19 protein-coding genes are annotated in these 17,116 nt (G+C 66.4%); 14 read left to right on the top strand and 5 right to left on the bottom strand.

The genetic code is table 11. From position 1 onward, the window contains the following. Window positions 1-41: 41 nt before the first annotated feature. Window positions 42-692: a peptide-methionine (S)-S-oxide reductase MsrA gene (gene msrA, locus RZV17_RS04675; protein ID WP_104580893.1), complete on the bottom strand. Its 651-nt coding sequence runs from the start codon at window positions 690-692 to the stop codon at window positions 42-44. A gap of 96 nt (window positions 693-788) precedes the next feature. Further along, window positions 789-1,304: an SgcJ/EcaC family oxidoreductase gene (locus RZV17_RS04670; RefSeq protein WP_355607613.1), complete on the bottom strand. Its 516-nt coding sequence runs from the start codon at window positions 1,302-1,304 to the stop codon at window positions 789-791. A 124-nt stretch (window positions 1,305-1,428) separates the two neighbouring features. On the opposite strand from RZV17_RS04670, the gene RZV17_RS04665 reads away from it, so the two are divergent. The 3 genes from RZV17_RS04665 to RZV17_RS04655 are packed head-to-tail and all read left to right on the top strand — an operon-like array spanning window position 1,429 to window position 4,504. Next, window positions 1,429-2,136, top strand: a complete 708-nt coding sequence (locus RZV17_RS04665; RefSeq protein WP_104580894.1) for a response regulator transcription factor — start codon at window positions 1,429-1,431, stop codon at window positions 2,134-2,136. Continuing rightward, window positions 2,133-4,043, top strand: a complete 1,911-nt coding sequence (locus RZV17_RS04660; RefSeq protein ID WP_355607610.1) for an ATP-binding protein — start codon at window positions 2,133-2,135, stop codon at window positions 4,041-4,043. The genes RZV17_RS04665 and RZV17_RS04660 overlap by 4 nt, the downstream gene beginning before the upstream one ends. Then, on the top strand, window positions 4,040-4,504 hold the full coding sequence (locus RZV17_RS04655) for a response regulator (RefSeq protein ID WP_039409985.1): 465 nt from the start codon (window positions 4,040-4,042) through the stop codon (window positions 4,502-4,504). Before RZV17_RS04660 ends, RZV17_RS04655 begins: the two co-directional genes overlap by 4 nt. 143 nt (window positions 4,505-4,647) lie before the next feature. On the opposite strand, the gene RZV17_RS04650 is transcribed toward RZV17_RS04655, so the two are convergent. Continuing rightward, window positions 4,648-4,878, bottom strand: a complete 231-nt coding sequence (locus tag RZV17_RS04650) for a DUF2007 domain-containing protein (RefSeq protein WP_039409981.1) — start codon at window positions 4,876-4,878, stop codon at window positions 4,648-4,650. Between the two features lies 1 nt (window position 4,879). After that, complete coding sequence (locus RZV17_RS04645; protein ID WP_166750228.1) at window positions 4,880-5,521, bottom strand: glutathione S-transferase family protein; 642 nt, start codon at window positions 5,519-5,521, stop codon at window positions 4,880-4,882. A gap of 414 nt (window positions 5,522-5,935) precedes the next feature. Between RZV17_RS04645 and RZV17_RS04640 the strand changes: the two genes are divergently transcribed. The 6 genes from RZV17_RS04640 to rlmM all read left to right on the top strand — a co-directional run bounded on the left by RZV17_RS04640 (window position 5,936) and on the right by rlmM (window position 11,535). Next, window positions 5,936-7,675 carry a glutamine--tRNA ligase/YqeY domain fusion protein gene (locus RZV17_RS04640; protein ID WP_228333496.1) on the top strand — a complete coding sequence of 580 codons (1,740 nt, stop codon included), beginning with the start codon at window positions 5,936-5,938 and terminating at the stop codon, window positions 7,673-7,675. 202 nt (window positions 7,676-7,877) lie between these two features. Then, complete coding sequence (locus RZV17_RS04635; protein WP_047695335.1) at window positions 7,878-8,807, top strand: DMT family transporter; 930 nt, start codon at window positions 7,878-7,880, stop codon at window positions 8,805-8,807. Between the two features lie 60 nt (window positions 8,808-8,867). Beyond that, a complete protein-coding gene (locus RZV17_RS04630) occupies window positions 8,868-9,107 on the top strand; it encodes a hypothetical protein (protein ID WP_184439565.1) in 240 nt (79 codons plus the stop codon). Window positions 9,108-9,373: 266 nt separating this feature from the next. After that, window positions 9,374-9,712: a hypothetical protein gene (locus RZV17_RS04625; protein WP_355607605.1), complete on the top strand. Its 339-nt coding sequence runs from the start codon at window positions 9,374-9,376 to the stop codon at window positions 9,710-9,712. Between the two features lie 197 nt (window positions 9,713-9,909). Next, a complete protein-coding gene (locus tag RZV17_RS04620; RefSeq protein ID WP_039409968.1) occupies window positions 9,910-10,470 on the top strand; it encodes a nucleoside deaminase in 561 nt (186 codons plus the stop codon). Window positions 10,471-10,491: 21 nt separating this feature from the next. Further along, window positions 10,492-11,535 carry a 23S rRNA (cytidine(2498)-2'-O)-methyltransferase RlmM gene (rlmM, locus tag RZV17_RS04615; RefSeq protein ID WP_104580899.1) on the top strand — a complete coding sequence of 348 codons (1,044 nt, stop codon included), beginning with the start codon at window positions 10,492-10,494 and terminating at the stop codon, window positions 11,533-11,535. A gap of 461 nt (window positions 11,536-11,996) precedes the next feature. On the opposite strand, the gene RZV17_RS04610 is transcribed toward rlmM, so the two are convergent. Next, complete coding sequence (locus RZV17_RS04610) at window positions 11,997-13,106, bottom strand: Gfo/Idh/MocA family protein (protein WP_039414734.1); 1,110 nt, start codon at window positions 13,104-13,106, stop codon at window positions 11,997-11,999. 252 nt (window positions 13,107-13,358) lie between these two features. On the opposite strand from RZV17_RS04610, the gene RZV17_RS04605 reads away from it, so the two are divergent. The 5 genes from RZV17_RS04605 (at window position 13,359) to RZV17_RS04585 (ending at window position 17,090) form a co-directional block, all read left to right on the top strand. Beyond that, complete coding sequence (locus tag RZV17_RS04605) at window positions 13,359-14,264, top strand: SMP-30/gluconolactonase/LRE family protein (RefSeq protein ID WP_047695332.1); 906 nt, start codon at window positions 13,359-13,361, stop codon at window positions 14,262-14,264. Window positions 14,265-14,345: 81 nt separating this feature from the next. Then, window positions 14,346-15,068, top strand: a complete 723-nt coding sequence (locus tag RZV17_RS04600) for a hypothetical protein (RefSeq protein WP_039414730.1) — start codon at window positions 14,346-14,348, stop codon at window positions 15,066-15,068. 148 nt (window positions 15,069-15,216) lie between these two features. Continuing rightward, window positions 15,217-15,612 carry an EF-hand domain-containing protein gene (locus tag RZV17_RS04595; protein WP_355607601.1) on the top strand — a complete coding sequence of 132 codons (396 nt, stop codon included), beginning with the start codon at window positions 15,217-15,219 and terminating at the stop codon, window positions 15,610-15,612. 143 nt (window positions 15,613-15,755) lie between these two features. After that, window positions 15,756-16,229 (top strand): MarR family winged helix-turn-helix transcriptional regulator, encoded by a 474-nt coding sequence (locus tag RZV17_RS04590; protein WP_039563926.1) that lies wholly within the window; start codon window positions 15,756-15,758, stop codon window positions 16,227-16,229. A gap of 33 nt (window positions 16,230-16,262) precedes the next feature. After that, window positions 16,263-17,090 (top strand): p-hydroxycinnamoyl CoA hydratase/lyase, encoded by an 828-nt coding sequence (locus tag RZV17_RS04585; protein WP_047695330.1) that lies wholly within the window; start codon window positions 16,263-16,265, stop codon window positions 17,088-17,090. Window positions 17,091-17,116 lie beyond the last annotated feature (26 nt).

The raw sequence follows: 17,116 nt of genomic DNA, 5'->3' as shown, positions 1-17,116 counted from the left end.
ATCACGTGGATGACAGCGCTTCAATCCGGCCCGCCTTTCCGTCAGGCATCCAGCCCGATCGGGCAGCTCACTCCCGTTCCGCCAAGCCCGCAATAGCCGTTGGGATGCTTGGCGAGATATTGCTGGTGATCGTCTTCGGCGTAATAGAACGTGGGCGCCGGGAAACGGATCTCCGTGGTGATCGCGCCATATCCGGCTGCAGTGAGTTGCTGCTGGTAGGCATCGCGGCTGGCCAGTGCCGCGTCGTATTGTTCCTGCGTCGTGCAGTAGATGGCCGAGCGGTATTGCGTACCGACATCGTTGCCTTGCTGCATGCCCTGGGTGGGGTCGTGGCTTTCCCAGAACGTGCGCAACAACTGGGCGAACGACACCGCCTGCGCGTCGTACACCACCAGCACCGCCTCGGTATGGCCGGTCTGCCCGGAGCACACTTCCGAGTAGGTTGCATTCGGCGTCTCGCCCCCGGCGTAGCCCACCGCCGTGGTGTACACCCCGGGCACGTTCCAGAACTTGCGTTCCGCGCCCCAGAAGCAACCAAGCCCGAACTGCACCTGGGCCAGGCCGGTGAATTCACCGCGCAACGGATGACCGTTGATCAGGTGCGTGTTGTGCAGCGGTAGTGCCTGCTCGCGTCCGGGCAATGCCTCGCCCGGACGTGGCATGCGTTGTTTGAAGGCGCCGATTCCCAGCATGGTGCAACTCCGCAATCGTGAGGATTGCCTGCTGGATGGCGCCGGCCGCGGCAGCTTTCAAGCCTGCACGGCCGGCGCACGGTCGCCGGACGGCACTTACTGGGTCTTGGCAACCGCCGAACGCGTATCCACTTCCGGCATCGCCGAGCTGTGGTGGTTGATGATCAACCACTTGCCGTCGCGCTTTTCGTACACGAAGGTGTAGCGCGCCTGCACGTCGCTCTTCTGGCCGTCCTTGTCGGTCAGCGTGAAGGTGTAGACGCCGGCGTCCACGGCGCTGTCGTCATCGAGCACGCGCACGGTGCGGTAATTGACCACGCCCTTGGGCTTTTTGGCCAGGAACATCTCGAAGTACTTTTCGATCTGCTCGCGCGAGGCGCGCACTTCATTGGATACGGTCGGCAGCAACACGCCATCCGGTGCATACAGATCGGCCACCTTGTCCGGATTACCGGTTGCCAGTGCGGCGTTCCAGGTGTCGAACAGTGCAGCGACTTCGCGCTCTTCGCCGCCAGCCGGCAGCTTGGCCTTGTCGGTGTAGTGCATCACGCCGCCAGCCAGCGCCGGGGTGGCAGCCAGAGCCAGAACCATAGAGGACAGAGTGCGACGCATGGGAATCTCCGTTGGGTTGTTGTGGGGTGCCTCATCGGGCGAGCTCAGTATCGAAATCAAGCGGCCCCAACAATTCTGCCGACTGGCATATACTTAAATATGCTGATCGGCCTAGAGCGAATCCATGGAAACCCCTACCAGTGCTGGTGATTGGCGGCTTGCCTTGCGCCGCGAGGCCTCCGATGGCGCACGCTGGCAGGCGCTCTGGGAAGCAGCCGTGGCGCTGCGTCAGGCACACACCCCCGAGCAGGCCTGCGATGCCGTGCTGGGGCGCGTGCTGCTGTTGCTGGGCCTGGAGCACGGCGCGGTGCTGGCACAGCGCGGGCCGCGTACGCAGGTGCTCGCCAGCCGTGGGCAGGCCCTGCCGCCCGGGGCCAGTGCGGCCGGCGACAGCCACGACGCAGCCTGGCTGATGCCGCCGCGCCCGGCCGACATCCGCGAGGCCAGGGTGCCGATCCATGCGCTGGGCACTACTCACGGCATGGTCTGCGTGGCCTGGAACGACGGCCGCCCTGCCCCCGGCAACGATGACGTGCAGGCGTTGCAGGCGTTCGCCCTGTTGCTGCCGGCGATGGTGGCCGAACCAGCCAAACCGGTTGCCACGCGGCGGCGCAAACCGCTGCAGGACGATCGCCTGAACGCACTGAGCAAGCGCGAGAAACAGGTGCTGTCGTTGCTCCCGCGCGGACTCACCAACGCGAGCCTCGCAGCTGAACTGGGGATTTCTCCCGGCACGGTGAAAGTGCATGTGGAGCGAATCCTGCAGAAACTTGAGGTAAAAGATCGCACCCAGGCCGCGGTGTACGCGGTCCAAGCCGGACTCGCGCTATGAATGCATTGGCAGTGCGTTGGAACGATTGGCCGATCACCCGCAAGAGCCTGGCGGTCGTCACGTTGCCGTTGTTGTTGCTGGCCGTCGCATTGATGGCGATCTACAGCGTGGAGCGGCAGAACATCGCCGCCGAAAACGACGTGCGCCAGACGCTGGAGGTGCTGAGCGATCTGTATGAAGCGCATGCGCTGCTGGCCGAAACTGCGGCCGGTGTGCGTGGCTACCGGCTGGTGCGGCGCGATGAATTCCTCACCCCGTACCGCGATGCCGAGCCGCGCCTGCAGCGGGTGGCCGAGCGCTTGTCGCAACGCATTACCGACCCGGGCCAGGCGCAGCGGTTTGCGCGCATCAAGCCACTTTTTGCCGAAAAAATGCAGGGTTGGCGCCGGCTGCTGGCGCCGGATCTGAGCCGCGAGGAAGAAATCCGCCAGCTCTGGGACGGCAAGTACAAGCTCGACATCCTGCGTGCGGAGCTGCGCGAGCTGCGCAATTACGAAACCGCGCAATTGCAGGTGCGCACGGCCAAGGCGCAAGGGCTGCGCCAGCGCAATCTCATCATCACCCTGAGTGCAGCCATGCTCGGCGGCCTGGGCGCGGTGTTTGCCGTGGCCTGGTTTGCCTCGGCGCTGTCCGGGCGTCTGCGCACGCTGGCGGCAAATGCAGACCGCCTGGGCGAAGGCCTGCCGCTGGCACCGCAACCGCGTGCCGGCGACGAGCTGGGCCAGGTCGGTCAGCGTCTGGCGCAGGCCAGCGAACTGCTGGCCGCGCGCGCGGCCGAAGCGCAGCTGGCGCGGCGCGAAGCAGAAACCGCCAACCGCGCGAAGACCGAGTTCCTCTCGCGCAGCAGCCACGAACTGCGCACTCCGCTCAATGCCATCCTGGGCTATGCGCAGGTGCTGGAAATGGACCTGCCCGAGCCCGGCCACCGCCGCCACCTGCAACACATCCTGGGCGCCGGCCGGCACTTGCTGGGGCTGATCACCGAGCTGCTGGACATCGCGCGCATCGAGGCCGATCAGCTGGATCTGAGCCCGGAACCGATCTCGGTGCGCGCGGCCGTGCACGAGGCGCTGGGCCTGATCGCACCGGATGCGGACCGATACGGCATTGCCCTGCAACCGCCAGCCATTGAAGCGACGTGGACGGTGCGCGCCGACGCGCAGCGGCTGCGGCAGGTCCTGCTCAACCTGTTGTCCAATGCGGTGAAGTTCAATCGTCCCGGTGGCCAGGTGCAGGTGAGCGCACACGCCGGCGACGAGCAGGTGCGCATCACCGTGGCCGACCAGGGCGCGGGGCTCACCCCGACGCAGATCGAGCGGCTGTTCACGCCGTTCGAGCGGCTGGGTGCCGAGCGTTCTGCCGTGGAAGGCACCGGCCTGGGGCTGGCGCTGAGCAAGCGCCTGATCGAGGCGATGGGTGGGCAGATCGGGGTGGACAGCAGTCGCGATGGTGCGCGCTTCTGGATCTCGCTGCCGCAGGGCGAGCCGCAACGCAGCGAACCCGCACGGACCCTGCTGCCGCCCAGCACCACCGGCAGCGGCGTCTGCCGCCTGTTGAGCATCGAGGACAACCCTTCCAACCAGGCGTTGATCCGCACGCTCACCGAGCGCCGCCCGCAATGGCAGCTGCTGGAAGCGGCCAGCCTGGCGCAGGCGCGCGAACTGCTGCTGCAGGGCGTGCCGGACCTGATCCTGCTGGACCTGCACCTGAGCGACGGCAACGGCGAAGAGTTGCTGCGCGAGCTGCAGGCGCAGCCGGCCACCGCGCAGGTCCCGGTGGTGGTGATCAGTGCCGATGCCACCACCGCCACGCTGGCGCGCGTCGGCAATCAGGGCGTGCGTGCGTATCTGACCAAGCCACTGGACGTGGCGGAATTCTTCACCGTGATCGACAGGTTGCTGGCATGACACGCGACGAAATCCTCGGCTCCCGCATCCTCATCGTCGACGACGAGCCGGCCAATGTGCGGCTGCTGGAAGACCTGCTGCAGCGCGAAGGCTTCCAGCAGGTCATCGCCACCACCGATCCGCTGCGGGTCATGGGCCTGGTCTCGGCATTTGCACCGGATCTGATCTTGCTGGACCTGAAGATGCCGGAGCTGGACGGCTACGCCCTGCTGGAACAGCTGGCCCGGCTGTCCGACCCGGCGCATTTCCTGCCGGTGATCGTGCTCACCGCCGACCCCAGCCGCAGCGCGCGCCACCGCGCATTGGGTCTGGGGGCAAAAGACTTTCTGACCAAGCCGCTGGACACCTTCGAAGTGGCGCTGCGGGTCTGGAACGTGGCCGAAACCACGGTGCTGTTCAAGCGGCTGCGTGCATTGGCCGCGCCGGAGGCTGCGCCGCCCGGGTGGCGCCAGCCGGGATGATGCCTGCACAGCGTAGGAGCGCACCTGGGCGCGACGGGGCTTGCCGATAACGCCAAGCGCAGGAGCGCACCCGGGCGCGACGGGGCGCTTATCGGCACGGCCCCGTCGCGCCCGGGTGCGCTCCTACGACAGGCGGCTGGCCGCTAAAGCGCGCGGGTGACCTCGCCGCACAGGCCGATGTCTGCCAGCACCGCCTGCGCCTGGCTCAGGTGCAGGTCGGCGACGCAGACCTGCAGGACGCCGAAGGCCGGCAGTTCGCCGGCACCGCCCAATAGCGACTCGCCGAACACGAATGCGGTGATGCCGGCATCTTCCAGCGCGTGCTTGGCCAGATGCGCGTCGATGATGTGACTGGCGCGATACGCGATCTGCATGTCAGCCGCGCTCCAGGCGTTCGCGCTCGGCGCCCTGCTTCCACTCGCGCAGCGCCGGCAGTGCATCCAGTGCAGCCAGGTAATCGCCGGCGGCTTCGAACAGCGGGACGCCATAACTGGTAAAGCGCAACGCCACCGGCGCGTACATCGCATCAACGATGCCGAACTCGCCGCACAGGAACGGCCCGGCGTGGCCGTGCTCGGCGCGCAGGCTGGCCCACAGCGCCTGGATGCGGGTGATATCGCGCTCGACGGCGGCGTTCCACTGCGCGGGCGCGGGAATGCGGGCCAGGTCCATCGGCAATTGGGTGCGCAGCGCGCCAAAGCCCGAGTGCATCTCCGCCGCGGCCGCGCGCGCCTGCGCACGCACGGCCTGCTCGGCAGGCCAGCCGCGTCCATCCAGCCAGCGCTCGTTGACGTACTCGCAGATCGCCAGCGAATCCCATACATGCAGGGTGTCGTCCCACAGCACCGGCACCTGGCGCGTGGGCGAATACCCGGCGATGCGGGCCTGGAATTCCGGCGTGTCCAGCGGCAGCGCGACTTCCTGGAACGGCACCTGGAAGTGCCGCAACAGCAGCCACGGCCGCAACGACCAGGAAGACAGCGTCTTGTCGCCGATCACCAGGCGGGGCAGTGACATGGGTGGGGCGCTCCAACGGGGTTGGCGCAGCGTACGCGTGGCGACCGATGCCCGCCAGCCGCGCCCGGCCGCACGTGGGGACAACCGCCTTGCAGCGCGCAGCGACGGGGCGGCGCTTTGCGACCGATGCCCAGGCATTGCATGGCCGCAACCACGCAATGCGGTTGCGGCGCACCGATGGCGGCAACCGCGCACTGGTCCCCGGGCACGCGGACCACGCGATGCGCCGGTGGGTTGCATGGTGCCAAACCGGGCCACGGCTACGCCAGGCATCGCCAGCACAGCCTGCAGCGGTGACGAACCGGCTAGCCGACACACCCGAACTACCGGCCCGACGCGCCCCGCTGCCCCGCCGCCTACCCCTAACCGGTGCCACCGCCTAAACTTGCGGTTTACCTAATGCCGATGCCCCGCATGTCCGAGATTGCAGCCACCGACGCCACCGCCCCGGCGGAGAAGAAAGACTTCATCCGCCAGATCGTTCGCGAGGACCTGGCCAGCGGCAAGCACACGGTCATCCGCACCCGCTTCCCGCCCGAGCCCAACGGCTACCTGCACATCGGCCACGCCAAGGCGATCTGCCTGGACTTCGGCCTGGCCGCCGAGTTCGGCGGGCTGTGCAACCTGCGCCTGGACGACACCAACCCGGCCAAGGAAGACCCCGAGTTCGTGGTCGCCATCCAGGACGATGTGCGCTGGCTGGGCTACGAATGGGCACAGTTGCGCCATGCCTCGGACTACTTCGAGGTGTATTACCTGGCCGCGCAGAAGCTGATCCGCGACGGCCACGCCTTCGTCTGCGATCTCTCCGCAGAACAGGTCCGCGAGTACCGCGGCACGCTGACCGAACCCGGTCGCAATTCGCCGTTTCGCGAGCGTAGCGTCGAGGAAAACCTGGACCTGTTCGGCCGCATGCGCGCCGGTGAGTTCCCCGATGGTGCGCGCACGCTGCGCGCCAAGATCGACATGGCCAGCGGCAACATCAACCTGCGCGATCCGGCGCTGTACCGCATCAAGCACGTGGAGCACCAGAACACCGGCAACACCTGGCCGATCTATCCGATGTACGACTTTGCGCATTCGCTGGGCGATGCGGTGGAGGGCATCACCCACTCGCTGTGCACGCTGGAATTCGAAGACCACCGCCCGCTCTACGACTGGTGCGTGGACAAGGTGGACCTGGCCGGCCACCCGGAATTGCTGCAGCCGCTGCTGGAGAAAGGCCTGCCGCGCGAAGCCGGCAAGCCGCGTCAGATTGAGTTTTCGCGCCTCAACATCAATTACACCGTGATGAGCAAGCGCAAGCTCACCGCGCTGGTGGAAGAACAGCTGGTGGACGGCTGGGACGACCCGCGCATGTACACGCTGCAGGGCTTGCGTCGTCGTGGCTATACACCGGCGGCGATGCGCCTGTTCGTCGATCGGGTGGGTATCAGCAAGCAGAACTCGCTGATCGACTTTTCGGTGCTGGAAGGCTGCCTGCGCGAAGATCTGGACGCAGCAGCGGCGCGCCGCATGGCGGTGATCGAACCGCTCAAGCTGGTGCTGACCAACCTGCCCGAAGGCCACACCGAGACGCTGCAGTTTTCCAATCACCCCAAGGACGAGAGCTTCGGCACGCGTGAAGTGCCGTTCGCCCGCGAGCTGTGGATCGAGCGCGAGGATTTTGCCGAAGTGCCGCCCAAGGGCTGGAAGCGACTGGTACCGGGCGGCGAGATCCGCCTGCGTGGCGCCGGCATTGCGCGCGTGGATGAGGTGATCAAGAACGCTGACGGCGACATTGTCGAGCTGCGCGGCTGGCTGGACCCGGAATCGCGCCCGGGCATGGAAGGTGCCAACCGCAAGGTCAAGGGCACCATCCATTGGGTCAGCGCCGTGCATGCGGTGGACGCGGAAATCCGCCTGTACGACCGTCTGTTCTCGGTGGAAAAGCCCGACGACGAAGCAGAAGGCAAGACCTACCGCGACTATCTCAACCCCGAGTCCAAGCGCAGCGTGCGCGGGTATGTGGAACCGGCCGCCGCGCAGGCAACGCCGGAGCAGGCGTTCCAATTCGAGCGCACCGGCTACTTCGTTGCCGATCGCCGTGACCATAGTGCAGCCACACCGGTGTTCAATCGCAGCGTGACCTTGCGCGATACCTGGGCCAAGTAACGGGTGTCCGCACCGGATCAAGGCGCCGGTGCGGCCTTTGCACTGCGCAACACGTGGCTACCGATGCAAAGGGCGGGGCCGCATGGCACCGCGCCTCCCGCTCAGGGCTGTCAAGACGCGTCGCGTTCTGAGCTGATGCACACGCGCAGGGAGCTGCGCGCGGCCGTGGCCTGCATGCTGCACGACTGACAGGAGCAACACGATGCGTGAGCGCTTGATGGTGGGGGTTGCCTGCGGCGTCGGCGCGGGCGCGCTGTGGGGGCTGGTGTTTCTGGCACCGCAGTTGTTGTCGGCGTTCACGCCCCTGCAACTGGCGGTGGCACGCTACCTGTCGTACGGCGCAGTGGCGGCGTTGGTGCTGGCACCACGCGCGCGCCAGACCGCCGCCCGGCTGGGCCGCGCCGAGTGGTGGGCGCTGGTTCGCCTGAGCCTGATGGGGAATCTGGTCTATTACGTGCTGCTGGGCAGCGCGGTGCAATGGGCCGGCAGCGCTGCCACCGCGCTGATCATCGGCCTGTTGCCGGTGGTGGTGACCGTCATCGGCACGCGGGCGGCGGGCGCGGTGCAATTACGGCGGCTCGCTGCCCCGTGCGTGCTGTGCGTCATCGGCGTGACGCTGGTAGCGCTGGACACCGTGCAGGACGATTCGGGGCAGCAGGCGAGCGACCGTCTCACCCGTATTGCCGGCCTGTTGTGCGCCGTCGGTGCACTGGTCTCGTGGTCGGCCTATTCGATCGTCAATGCACGCTGGTTGCGGCGCCGCCCCGATCTGTCCGGGGGCGACTGGTCGCTGCTGACCGGCGTGGTCACCGGCGCACTGGCGGCATTGCTGGCGCCGGCTGCGCTGATCGGCAGCGCGCCGCATGCGCCGATCGACTGGGCCGGTTTCTGGGGCGTCTCGCTGTTGCTGGGCATCCTGGCCTCGGTGATCGGCAACGCCCTGTGGAACCGCGCCAGCCGCGTGCTGCCGTTGACGCTGGTCGGGCAGATGATCGTGTTCGAGACCATCTTTGCGCTGCTGTACGGCTTTGCCTGGGAAATGCGTCTGCCCACGCCGCTGGAACTGGCAGCGATCGCGTGCCTGCTGGTCGGCGTGCTGTGGTGCGCAGCACTGCATTCGGAAGCGAATTGACGCCCAGCGCTGTCGAGGCGCTGTGCCTAGATTGCAGGCTGTGTCCACTGGAACGCCGCCATGTGCCTGCCACGCCCCAGCCCGCGGACGCTGTATGGCGCCGTGTTGTCGCTCTCCCTCGGGCTGACGGCCTGTTCGCCGCCGCCGCACAACGCGCAAGCGGTGACCCCGGCCGAGGCATTGTGCCTGTTCGTTCCGCACCCGCCGGACGACGAACTGCCCAGCGATCGCCGCGACGAAAGCATGCAGCAACTGGCCCTGGCCAGCCGTTGCGGTTCTGCACTGACCCGAGGGCGCTGACCACGCGCTTGCAGTACAGCGAGCCGTGGATGGGGACCCGTGGTCTTCTGCACGACCGCGACAGCCGGGTGCCGCCGGTGCCCCGCCAACCGGCTGACCAGACGTCGTCCACCTCATTGGTCACACTGCGCGCGGCAACGCCTGTTGACGCCAGCGACATGCAGTCGCGAAACGCGCAGCGATCAACGCTAGGGCCGCCTGGCCGCACCCCAGGGCGCGCCCAAGGCTTACCATGACCTCTCACCTGTCCTGATCGGAGCAACCGCATGTCCCGTGCCTTGTCCTGGTATTTGAGCAGCCTGTTGCTGTTGGTAGTGTTCATGTTGATCGGTTGTGTCGTCGCACCGCCGACCGAGGCCGCCACGCCACCTGCGGCGACCGCCAAACCCGTCACCGTCATCACCACGTGCAAGGTCGATGCCGATTGCACGGTAAAGAACGTCGGCAACTGTTGCGGGGCGTTCCCGGCCTGCGTCAACGTCAACAGCGCCACCGACCCCAAGGGTGTGATGGCGCAATGCCAGTCCAGCGGCATGATGAGCGTGTGCGGTTTTCAGGACATCAGCGGCTGCCAATGCGTCTCCGGCCAGTGCGCCGCCAAGTAGGACCACGCAGGGCACATGCGTGCAGTGAAGCGGCTGGCCCCCGGTAGCGATCGCGTACGTTGGTTGCCGCCTGGCGTGCAGCAGAGCGTGGCCGGCAGTGACGGCATTCATGTCCAGCCACCTCCTGGTGTTGCGCGCTGCCCCCGGGCCGATACACTGCGCCGCCCCTTCCCCCCTCTCCTACCGGTCGTCACGTGATGCTCTACGCGCAAGTCCACCTCACCTTGCCCGCCTGGATCCATGATTTCGTGGATGCCAGTCGCGCCTATCCCAGCGACGACGAGAAGGTGGCGCTGGCGATCGCGTTGTCGCGGATGAACGTCGAAGCACGCAGCGGCGGCCCCTTTGGCGCAGTGGTGTTCGGCCCGGACCATCACATCATCGCCGCAGCCGTGAATCGTGTGGTGCCGCAGACCACCTCGCTGGCGCACGCCGAAAACATGGCCTACATGCTGGCGCAGCAGCGCCTGCAGACCCCGCGCCTGAACGATGTGCTGTCGCCCATCACCCTGGCGACCTCCGCGCAACCGTGCTGCCAGTGCTACGGCGCCACGGTATGGGCGGGAATCGACCGGCTGCTGATCGGCGCCCGCGCCGAAGACGTGATGGCCCTGACCGAATTCGACGAAGGCCCGCTGCCCGCCGACTGGGTGGGCGAGCTCACCCGCCGCGGCATCGATGTGGTGCGCGACGTACAGCGCGAGCAGGCGTGCGCGGTGCTGCGCAGTTACGGCGAGGGCGGCGGTGACCATTATTGACCTCTCCCTGCGAGCGCTGCGATGAGCGGGCTGCTGTGTTACTGCCGCCAGGGCTTCGAGCCGGAACTGGCCGCAGAACTGAGCGCACGCGCCGCGTTCGTCGGCATCGCCGGCTATGCGCGCACGCAGCGCAACGATGGCTATGTGGTGTTCGTCTGCGATGAAGCCGCGCAGCTGGCCGCCAGGTTGCAGTGGCGCGAGCTGATCTTCGCGCGGCAGAAGCTGGTCGTCCTGGCCGAACTCAAGGGCATCGACCCAACCGATCGCATCACCCCGATCCTGGCCGCACTGCACGGGCAACCGCGCTTTGGCGACCTGTGGGTGGAGCATCCGGATTCGGATGCAGGCAAACCGCTGGCAGGCCTGGCGCGCAGCTTTGGCAATGCGTTACGCCCGGCCCTGCGCAAGGCCGGCCTGCTCACCGACAAGCCGCAGCCGCGCCTGCCACGGCTGCATGTGTGTTTCCTCGATGGCGACCACGCATTGCTGGCGGTGGCCGATGCCGACGACAGCGCGCCCTGGCCTCTGGGCATTCCGCGGCTCAAATTGCTGCCCGACGCACCGTCGCGTTCGGCGCTCAAACTCGACGAAGCACTGCTCACCTTGCTGACGCCCGACGAGCGCGAACGCCTGGTCAAGCCCGGCATGCGCGCTGCCGATCTGGGCGCCGCGCCCGGCGGCTGGACCTGGGTGCTCACCCGCCAGCATCTGCATGTCACCAGCGTGGACAACGGCCCGCTGCGCGAGCACGTGCTGGACACCGGCCTGGTCGAGCACCTGCGCGCCGATGGCTTCCACTGGAAACCGGCACAGGCGCTGGACTGGATGGTCTGCGACATGGTCGAGCAACCACGTCGCGTCGCCGAGCGCATGGCCACCTGGGTGCGTGAAGGCTGGTGTCGCCACACCCTGTTCAACCTCAAGCTGCCGATGAAAAAACGCTGGGACGAAACCCGCCTGTGCCTGGATCTATTCGAGCAGCAAGCCGAAAAGTCGCTGACCGTGCGGGCTAAGCAGCTGTATCACGATCGCGAAGAAATCACGGTGCTGGCGATGCGGGACTGAGGCTGGGAATGGGGAATGGGGAATCGTAAAAGCAGGTGGCTGGCGACTCAGTCGCACGGGGGAGTGGCCCCTTGAGCCGGTGTGGCAGGGAATCGCTGAGCTTGTGATGGTCGCACGATGGGTGGAGTGGCAGTTCTGGCCGCGGCGCGCTCTTGTTCGTCGTTGCGCATTGCTCACTGCAACATCGATAGCCGGCGGCGTTTGCCGGGTTGCAGTCTCCACGCCTCGGTCGCTGCTGGCTGTCCAGGCATGACAGCGAATCGGTGATGGACTGCTGTTGCACGCCAGGCGGCGCGTGACTGCTGCCGACGACTTCGTTGCGCCAGCGGCGCTGGTTCGCGGACTGCAACCTTTGTCCCGACGACCCTTGGCCGCGACCGGCATTTCGTCGCTCCAGCGGCCCGTGGCCGCGACGGCTATTCCATCGCTCCGACGGCACGTTGCCGCCGGAGCTGGCTCATTTACAGCACGATGCGCTTGCTGCCTTCGCGGGCGGAGCGGTAGATCGCATCGACAATGCGGATATCGCGCAGGCCTTCTTCGCCGGGCGCGCGTAGCGGCGTGCCATTCATGATGGCCAATGCGTCTTCGTCCATCTGCAAGGCCTGCTGGTGCGGCACCTTGGCATCGAACACACGGCCATCGCTGGCCTTGCCGGTGACGCCTTGGTAGCTCTGGAACGGCGATAGTTCGTACCAGCCGCGCTCGCAGTCGGCACGCAGCACATTCATGTTGGCACCGAAACTGGTCTTGCACGCCGCACGCACGGCATTGGGGAATTCCAGCGTGAAATCCATATGTTCGTCCACTTCATCGAACAGTTCGGGACGGTCAGTCCAGCGCTTGGCGGTGACTGCCAGCGGCTCGGCACCCACGGTGTAGCGTGCGGCATTGAGTGGATACACGCCCATGTCGTACATCGCGCCGCCGCCGAATTCCGAGCGCAACCGCCATGGGCGATCGGCCTTGGTCGTATCGCGATACCCGTTGTAACCGGCCTCGGCACGCACGCGCTGCATGGCGCCGAACGGCTTCTCGCTGGCCATCGCAATCAGCCGCCGCGTGTTGGGCTCGTGCTGCATGCGGTAGCCGATCGTCAGCGCCACCTTGTTGCGCTTGCAGGCGGCAATCATCGCCTCGCATTCGCCGGCATGCATTGCCATCGGCTTTTCGCACCACACGTGCTTGCCGGCTGCCGCTGCGCGCAAGGTCAGCGGCGCGTGCAGATGAGTCGGGGTGACGATGTATACCACGTCGATATCGTCGTTATCGGCAATCTTGTCGAAGTTCTCGTAGCTGTAGACATTGCGATCGGCGATGCCGTACTTGGATTGCCATTGCGGAATCTTCGACGGCGTGCCGGTGACGATGCCGGCCAGCTTGCAGTGCTTGGTCAAGGCCAGACCCGGCGCGAGTTGTTCGCTGGCATAACTGCCGAGACCGGCCAGGGCGACATTGAGCGGCTTTCCCGGCTTCTTTTTGGGCAGCGCCCAGGCCGGCGCGCCCAGCAGGATGCCGGCACTGCCGAAGGCGGCGAGCAAGCGGCGACGTGTCAAGGATTCCACGGACATGCAAACCTCCTTCAAGTGAGAATGGCGACCAGCACTGGCAAGCGACGTCATGCAGGCAGCGGTGACGTCGCGATCATGCGGTACGCAGGACACGTATGCGTCACGCCATCGCCTGCCTGAGCAGAAGCTGCCGCCTGCACGTTGCACTGGTTCGGTACCGCCCGCGCACCTTACTTGATCGCGCGTGAGTACCGCCATGGTCGCGCTGCACGTTCTGGCACACTGCGCACGATCCCGCCTGGAGCATTCCGCATGATGGCTATTGCACGCGCCCGCTGCCTGACGTTGGCGTTGTTGTTGTCCAGTTCGCTCGCTGCCGCGGCCGACGCGCCCTTCGTTGCGCGTGACCTGATCGGCGATGGCGCCTTCACGCATAACGCAGAAGGCCCGGCCACCGGCCCGGATGGCGCGCTCTACGCCGTGAATCTGGGCAAGGATGGCACCATCGCACGCATCACCCTGCAGCCGGACGGCAGTGCCAACGCGCAAGTGTTCGTCACCTTGCCTGCAGGCAGCACCGGCAACGGCATCCGCTTTCGCGATGGGGCGATGTACGTGGCCGATTACACCGGCCATAAACTGCTGCAGGTGAACATGCAGACGCGTGCCGTGACCACGTTCGCTGCGTTGCCCGACGCCGATGGTCCCAACGATCTGGCGCTTGCACCGGACGGCAGCTTCTACGCCAGCGACCCGAACTGGAAGGACAACAGTGGGCGCTTGTGGCACATCGGGCGCGACGGCGCGGTGCGGCTGCTGGAGTCCGGCATGACCACCCCCAACGGACTGGACGTCAGCCCGGACGGCAAGCGTCTCTACGTCAACGAAAGCATGTCGCGTAAGGTGTGGGTGTATGACCGTCGCGATGACGGCAGCCTGCGCAACAAACGCCTGCTGATCGCGTTCCCCGATTTCGGCATGGATGGCATGCGCTGCGATGCCGATGGCAATCTGTACATCGCCCGCTACGATGCCGGGCAGATCGCCGTGGTGTCGCCGACGGGCAGGCTGCTGCGCACGGTTGCGCTGAAGGGGCGCAAGGCCAGCAACGTCGCCTTCGGCGGCAGCGACGGCAAACAGGTCTTTGTGACACTGCAGGATCGCGGCGCAGTTGAAACGTTCAGATCCGACCGCCCCGGGCGCGAAACCGGACACTGAAACTGCTGTGCGCGTCGCATCGGTTCTCAGCCCGCGCAACCGGGTGCTGGCATTGTGCAGGTCACCCGCGGAGGACTCCCCATGCAACCGATCGAACTCAAGGACGCAGCCGCCTTCGGCAGCGAATTCCTGCGACTGACCCTGTTGCAGGGGTTTCAGTCATTGACCAAGCGCGACCTGGAATTGTTGATCTTCGTGCTGCTCGAACGCGATGGCGCCATCTCGCGCAACAGCGCCAATGCCGTGGTCGCACTGCAGTTGCGGGTCACCTCGGCCAAGGTCAAGGCCCTGCGTCGCGATGGCTATGCGCGCTGGCGTGCGCTGGTGCCCGAGGAAGGCGATGCGGCCATGCAGCGCATCGTGGCCAACGTGCTGACCGAGGACAACCTGCGCTCGGGTGCCAAGCATGTCAGCGAACGCAGCCGCAAGGAAGGCTTCCTGGCAGTGCGCATCGAACACCCCGATGACGCGCAACAGTTCGAGCAGGCCATCCTCGACGTCGGCGCATTGCCGGTGTACGAACGCAATCGCGAAGTGGTGGCGGTGCGTTTCGACACGCTGTTGAAGATTGCCGAACGCTGGGGCTATCTGCAGCAGGACCCGCAGGCGGCCATCCGCGCACTGCAAAAACTCACCCCCACCGCCGAAGAGGTGTCGGACCTGTTGAAAAAAGACATCGCCCAGCTGCGTTGGGACGATGTGCGCCGCGCACTCAACAGCCTGGGCGCCAAGGCCGTGGCCAGCACCGCCGAGGGCGGACTGAAGGGTTTGCTCAAAATCGTGTTTCCCTTCATTCCCGGTTGAGCGACGTGCAGGGCAGCGGCCACACGCCGTTGCCCTGCACGCTGGCGGTCGCCCGCGTGGCGCGCAGCGGCCAGCGTGCAAGCGGCGCCCACCGCAATCGGCTCGACACCCACTATCCTTACCGGCTGTTCCACATCAGGGGGATCTGATGACCACCAGCCGTATTGCCACCCTCATTGCCATGCTGCTCGCGTGCGGCGCCGCGCACGCACAGCAAGCACCCTCACCTGCCAGCAGCATGCCGCTGATCGAGGTACCCAACGTCATCCGCACCCAGCCGCTCGCCAGCGGCGAGGTCACCCATCAGACCCAGCTGGAGCGCCCGCGCGGCGAATCCAGCGTGATCGTGCGCTCGATCCAGCCCAGCAGCGTGGCGGGCAGCTACCGCATCGATTTCCAGGCCATGGACGTGGACGGCGATGGCCGCATCAGTCGCACCGAAGCCCAGGCCAACCCCGCACTGGCCGACGAATTCGATGCGCTGGATAGCCATCACAGCGGCTATCTCACCCGCGAACAGCTGGCCGGCTGGCTGATCCAGTAGCCCTGGCGCACATCCGCATGGCAGCCACGCGCGCCGACGCTACGCAGGCGGGCGCCGGCCTTCGTTTTTGACGCACCAACCCCCTTGCAGCGCTCGCTTCGCTCGGCTAGATTGTATTTAACGGATACAATTTGGATGGATCGATGACCGCTCGCCTGGCACTTGCCGCCGACCTCGGCTACCAACTGCAACTGGCCACCCTGGCCTCCAGCCACGCTGCGCGCCAGGAGCTGGCCGAACTGCACCTGACACCGGCGCGTGTCACCGCGTTGATCCATATCCGCGACCAGCCGGGCTGCGACCAGACCGAACTCGGCAATCGCCTGCTGGTCAACCGCGCCGCCGGCATGAAGATCGCCAATGCGCTGGCCGAGCAGGGCCTGATCGAACGCCTGGCGGGCCGCGACCGCCGCAGCAAGGGCCTGTACCTGACCGAGCATGGCCAGCGCACGCTGGAAGTGGCGCAGGGCTGCCTTGCGCGCGCCGTCGAACGCACCTGCGCCGGCCTGCAGGCCAGCGAGCAGCAGACCCTGCTGCGCCTGCTATGCAAATTGAACGCCAGCGCCACGCTGGAACGGACGACCGCGCCGGACCCCGCGCTGGCAGAAGATTTCTGATCCCCGCAGCCCCCGACTTGAAGGAGACGCCGCTTGAACGAGCATGACGTGGTATCGGTTCGCATCGAAAACCGCATTGCCTGGGTGAAGTTCGCCCGCCCTGACAAGCGCAACGCGATGAGCCCGGCGCTCAACCGCCGCATGATGGATGTGCTGGACGAGCTGGAGTTCGACGACAACGTCGGCGTGCTGGTGCTCGGCGGCGAAGGCACCGCCTGGTCGGCCGGCATGGATCTGAAGGAATACTTCCGCGAAACCGAAGCGCAGGGCCTGCGTGGCGTGCGCCGTTCGCAACGCGAATCCTATGGCTGGTTCCGGCGCCTGCGCTGGTATCAGAAGCCGACCATCGCGATGGTCAACGGCTGGTGCTTCGGCGGTGGTTTCGGCCCGTTGTTCGCGTGCGATCTGGCCATTGCCGCCGACGAGGCGCAGTTCGGCCTGTCGGAAATCAACTGGGGCATCCTGCCCGGCGGCGGGGTGACCAAGGTGGCGGTGGAACTGCTGTCCATGCGCGATGCGATGTGGATGACCCTGACCGGCGAAATGGTGGATGGCAAGAAGGCCGCCGAGTGGCGCCTGGTCAACGAAAGCGTGCCGCTGGAGCACCTGGAAGCGCGCACCCGCGAAGTGGCCGAGCTGCTGCTGCGCAAGAACCCGGTGGCGCTGAAATACGCCAAGGATGCGGTCCGTCGCGTGGGCACCATGACCTACGACGAAGCCGAGGACTATCTGGTGCGCATGCAGGAAGCGGCCAATTCCTTCGACAACAACGCGCGCAAGGAAGGCATCCGTCAGTTCATCGACGAGAAGAGCTACAAGCCCGGCCTGGGCGAATACGACCTGACCAAAAAGAGCACCTGAGCGCGTCCAACGGCACCTGCAGCGCT

This window comes from Xanthomonas cannabis, assembly GCF_040616535.1.
In the GTDB taxonomy this organism is placed as follows: domain Bacteria; phylum Pseudomonadota; class Gammaproteobacteria; order Xanthomonadales; family Xanthomonadaceae; genus Xanthomonas; species Xanthomonas cannabis.
Note: the sequence above shows the minus strand (reverse complement) of the source record. Positions and strands in the feature narration are given on the sequence as shown.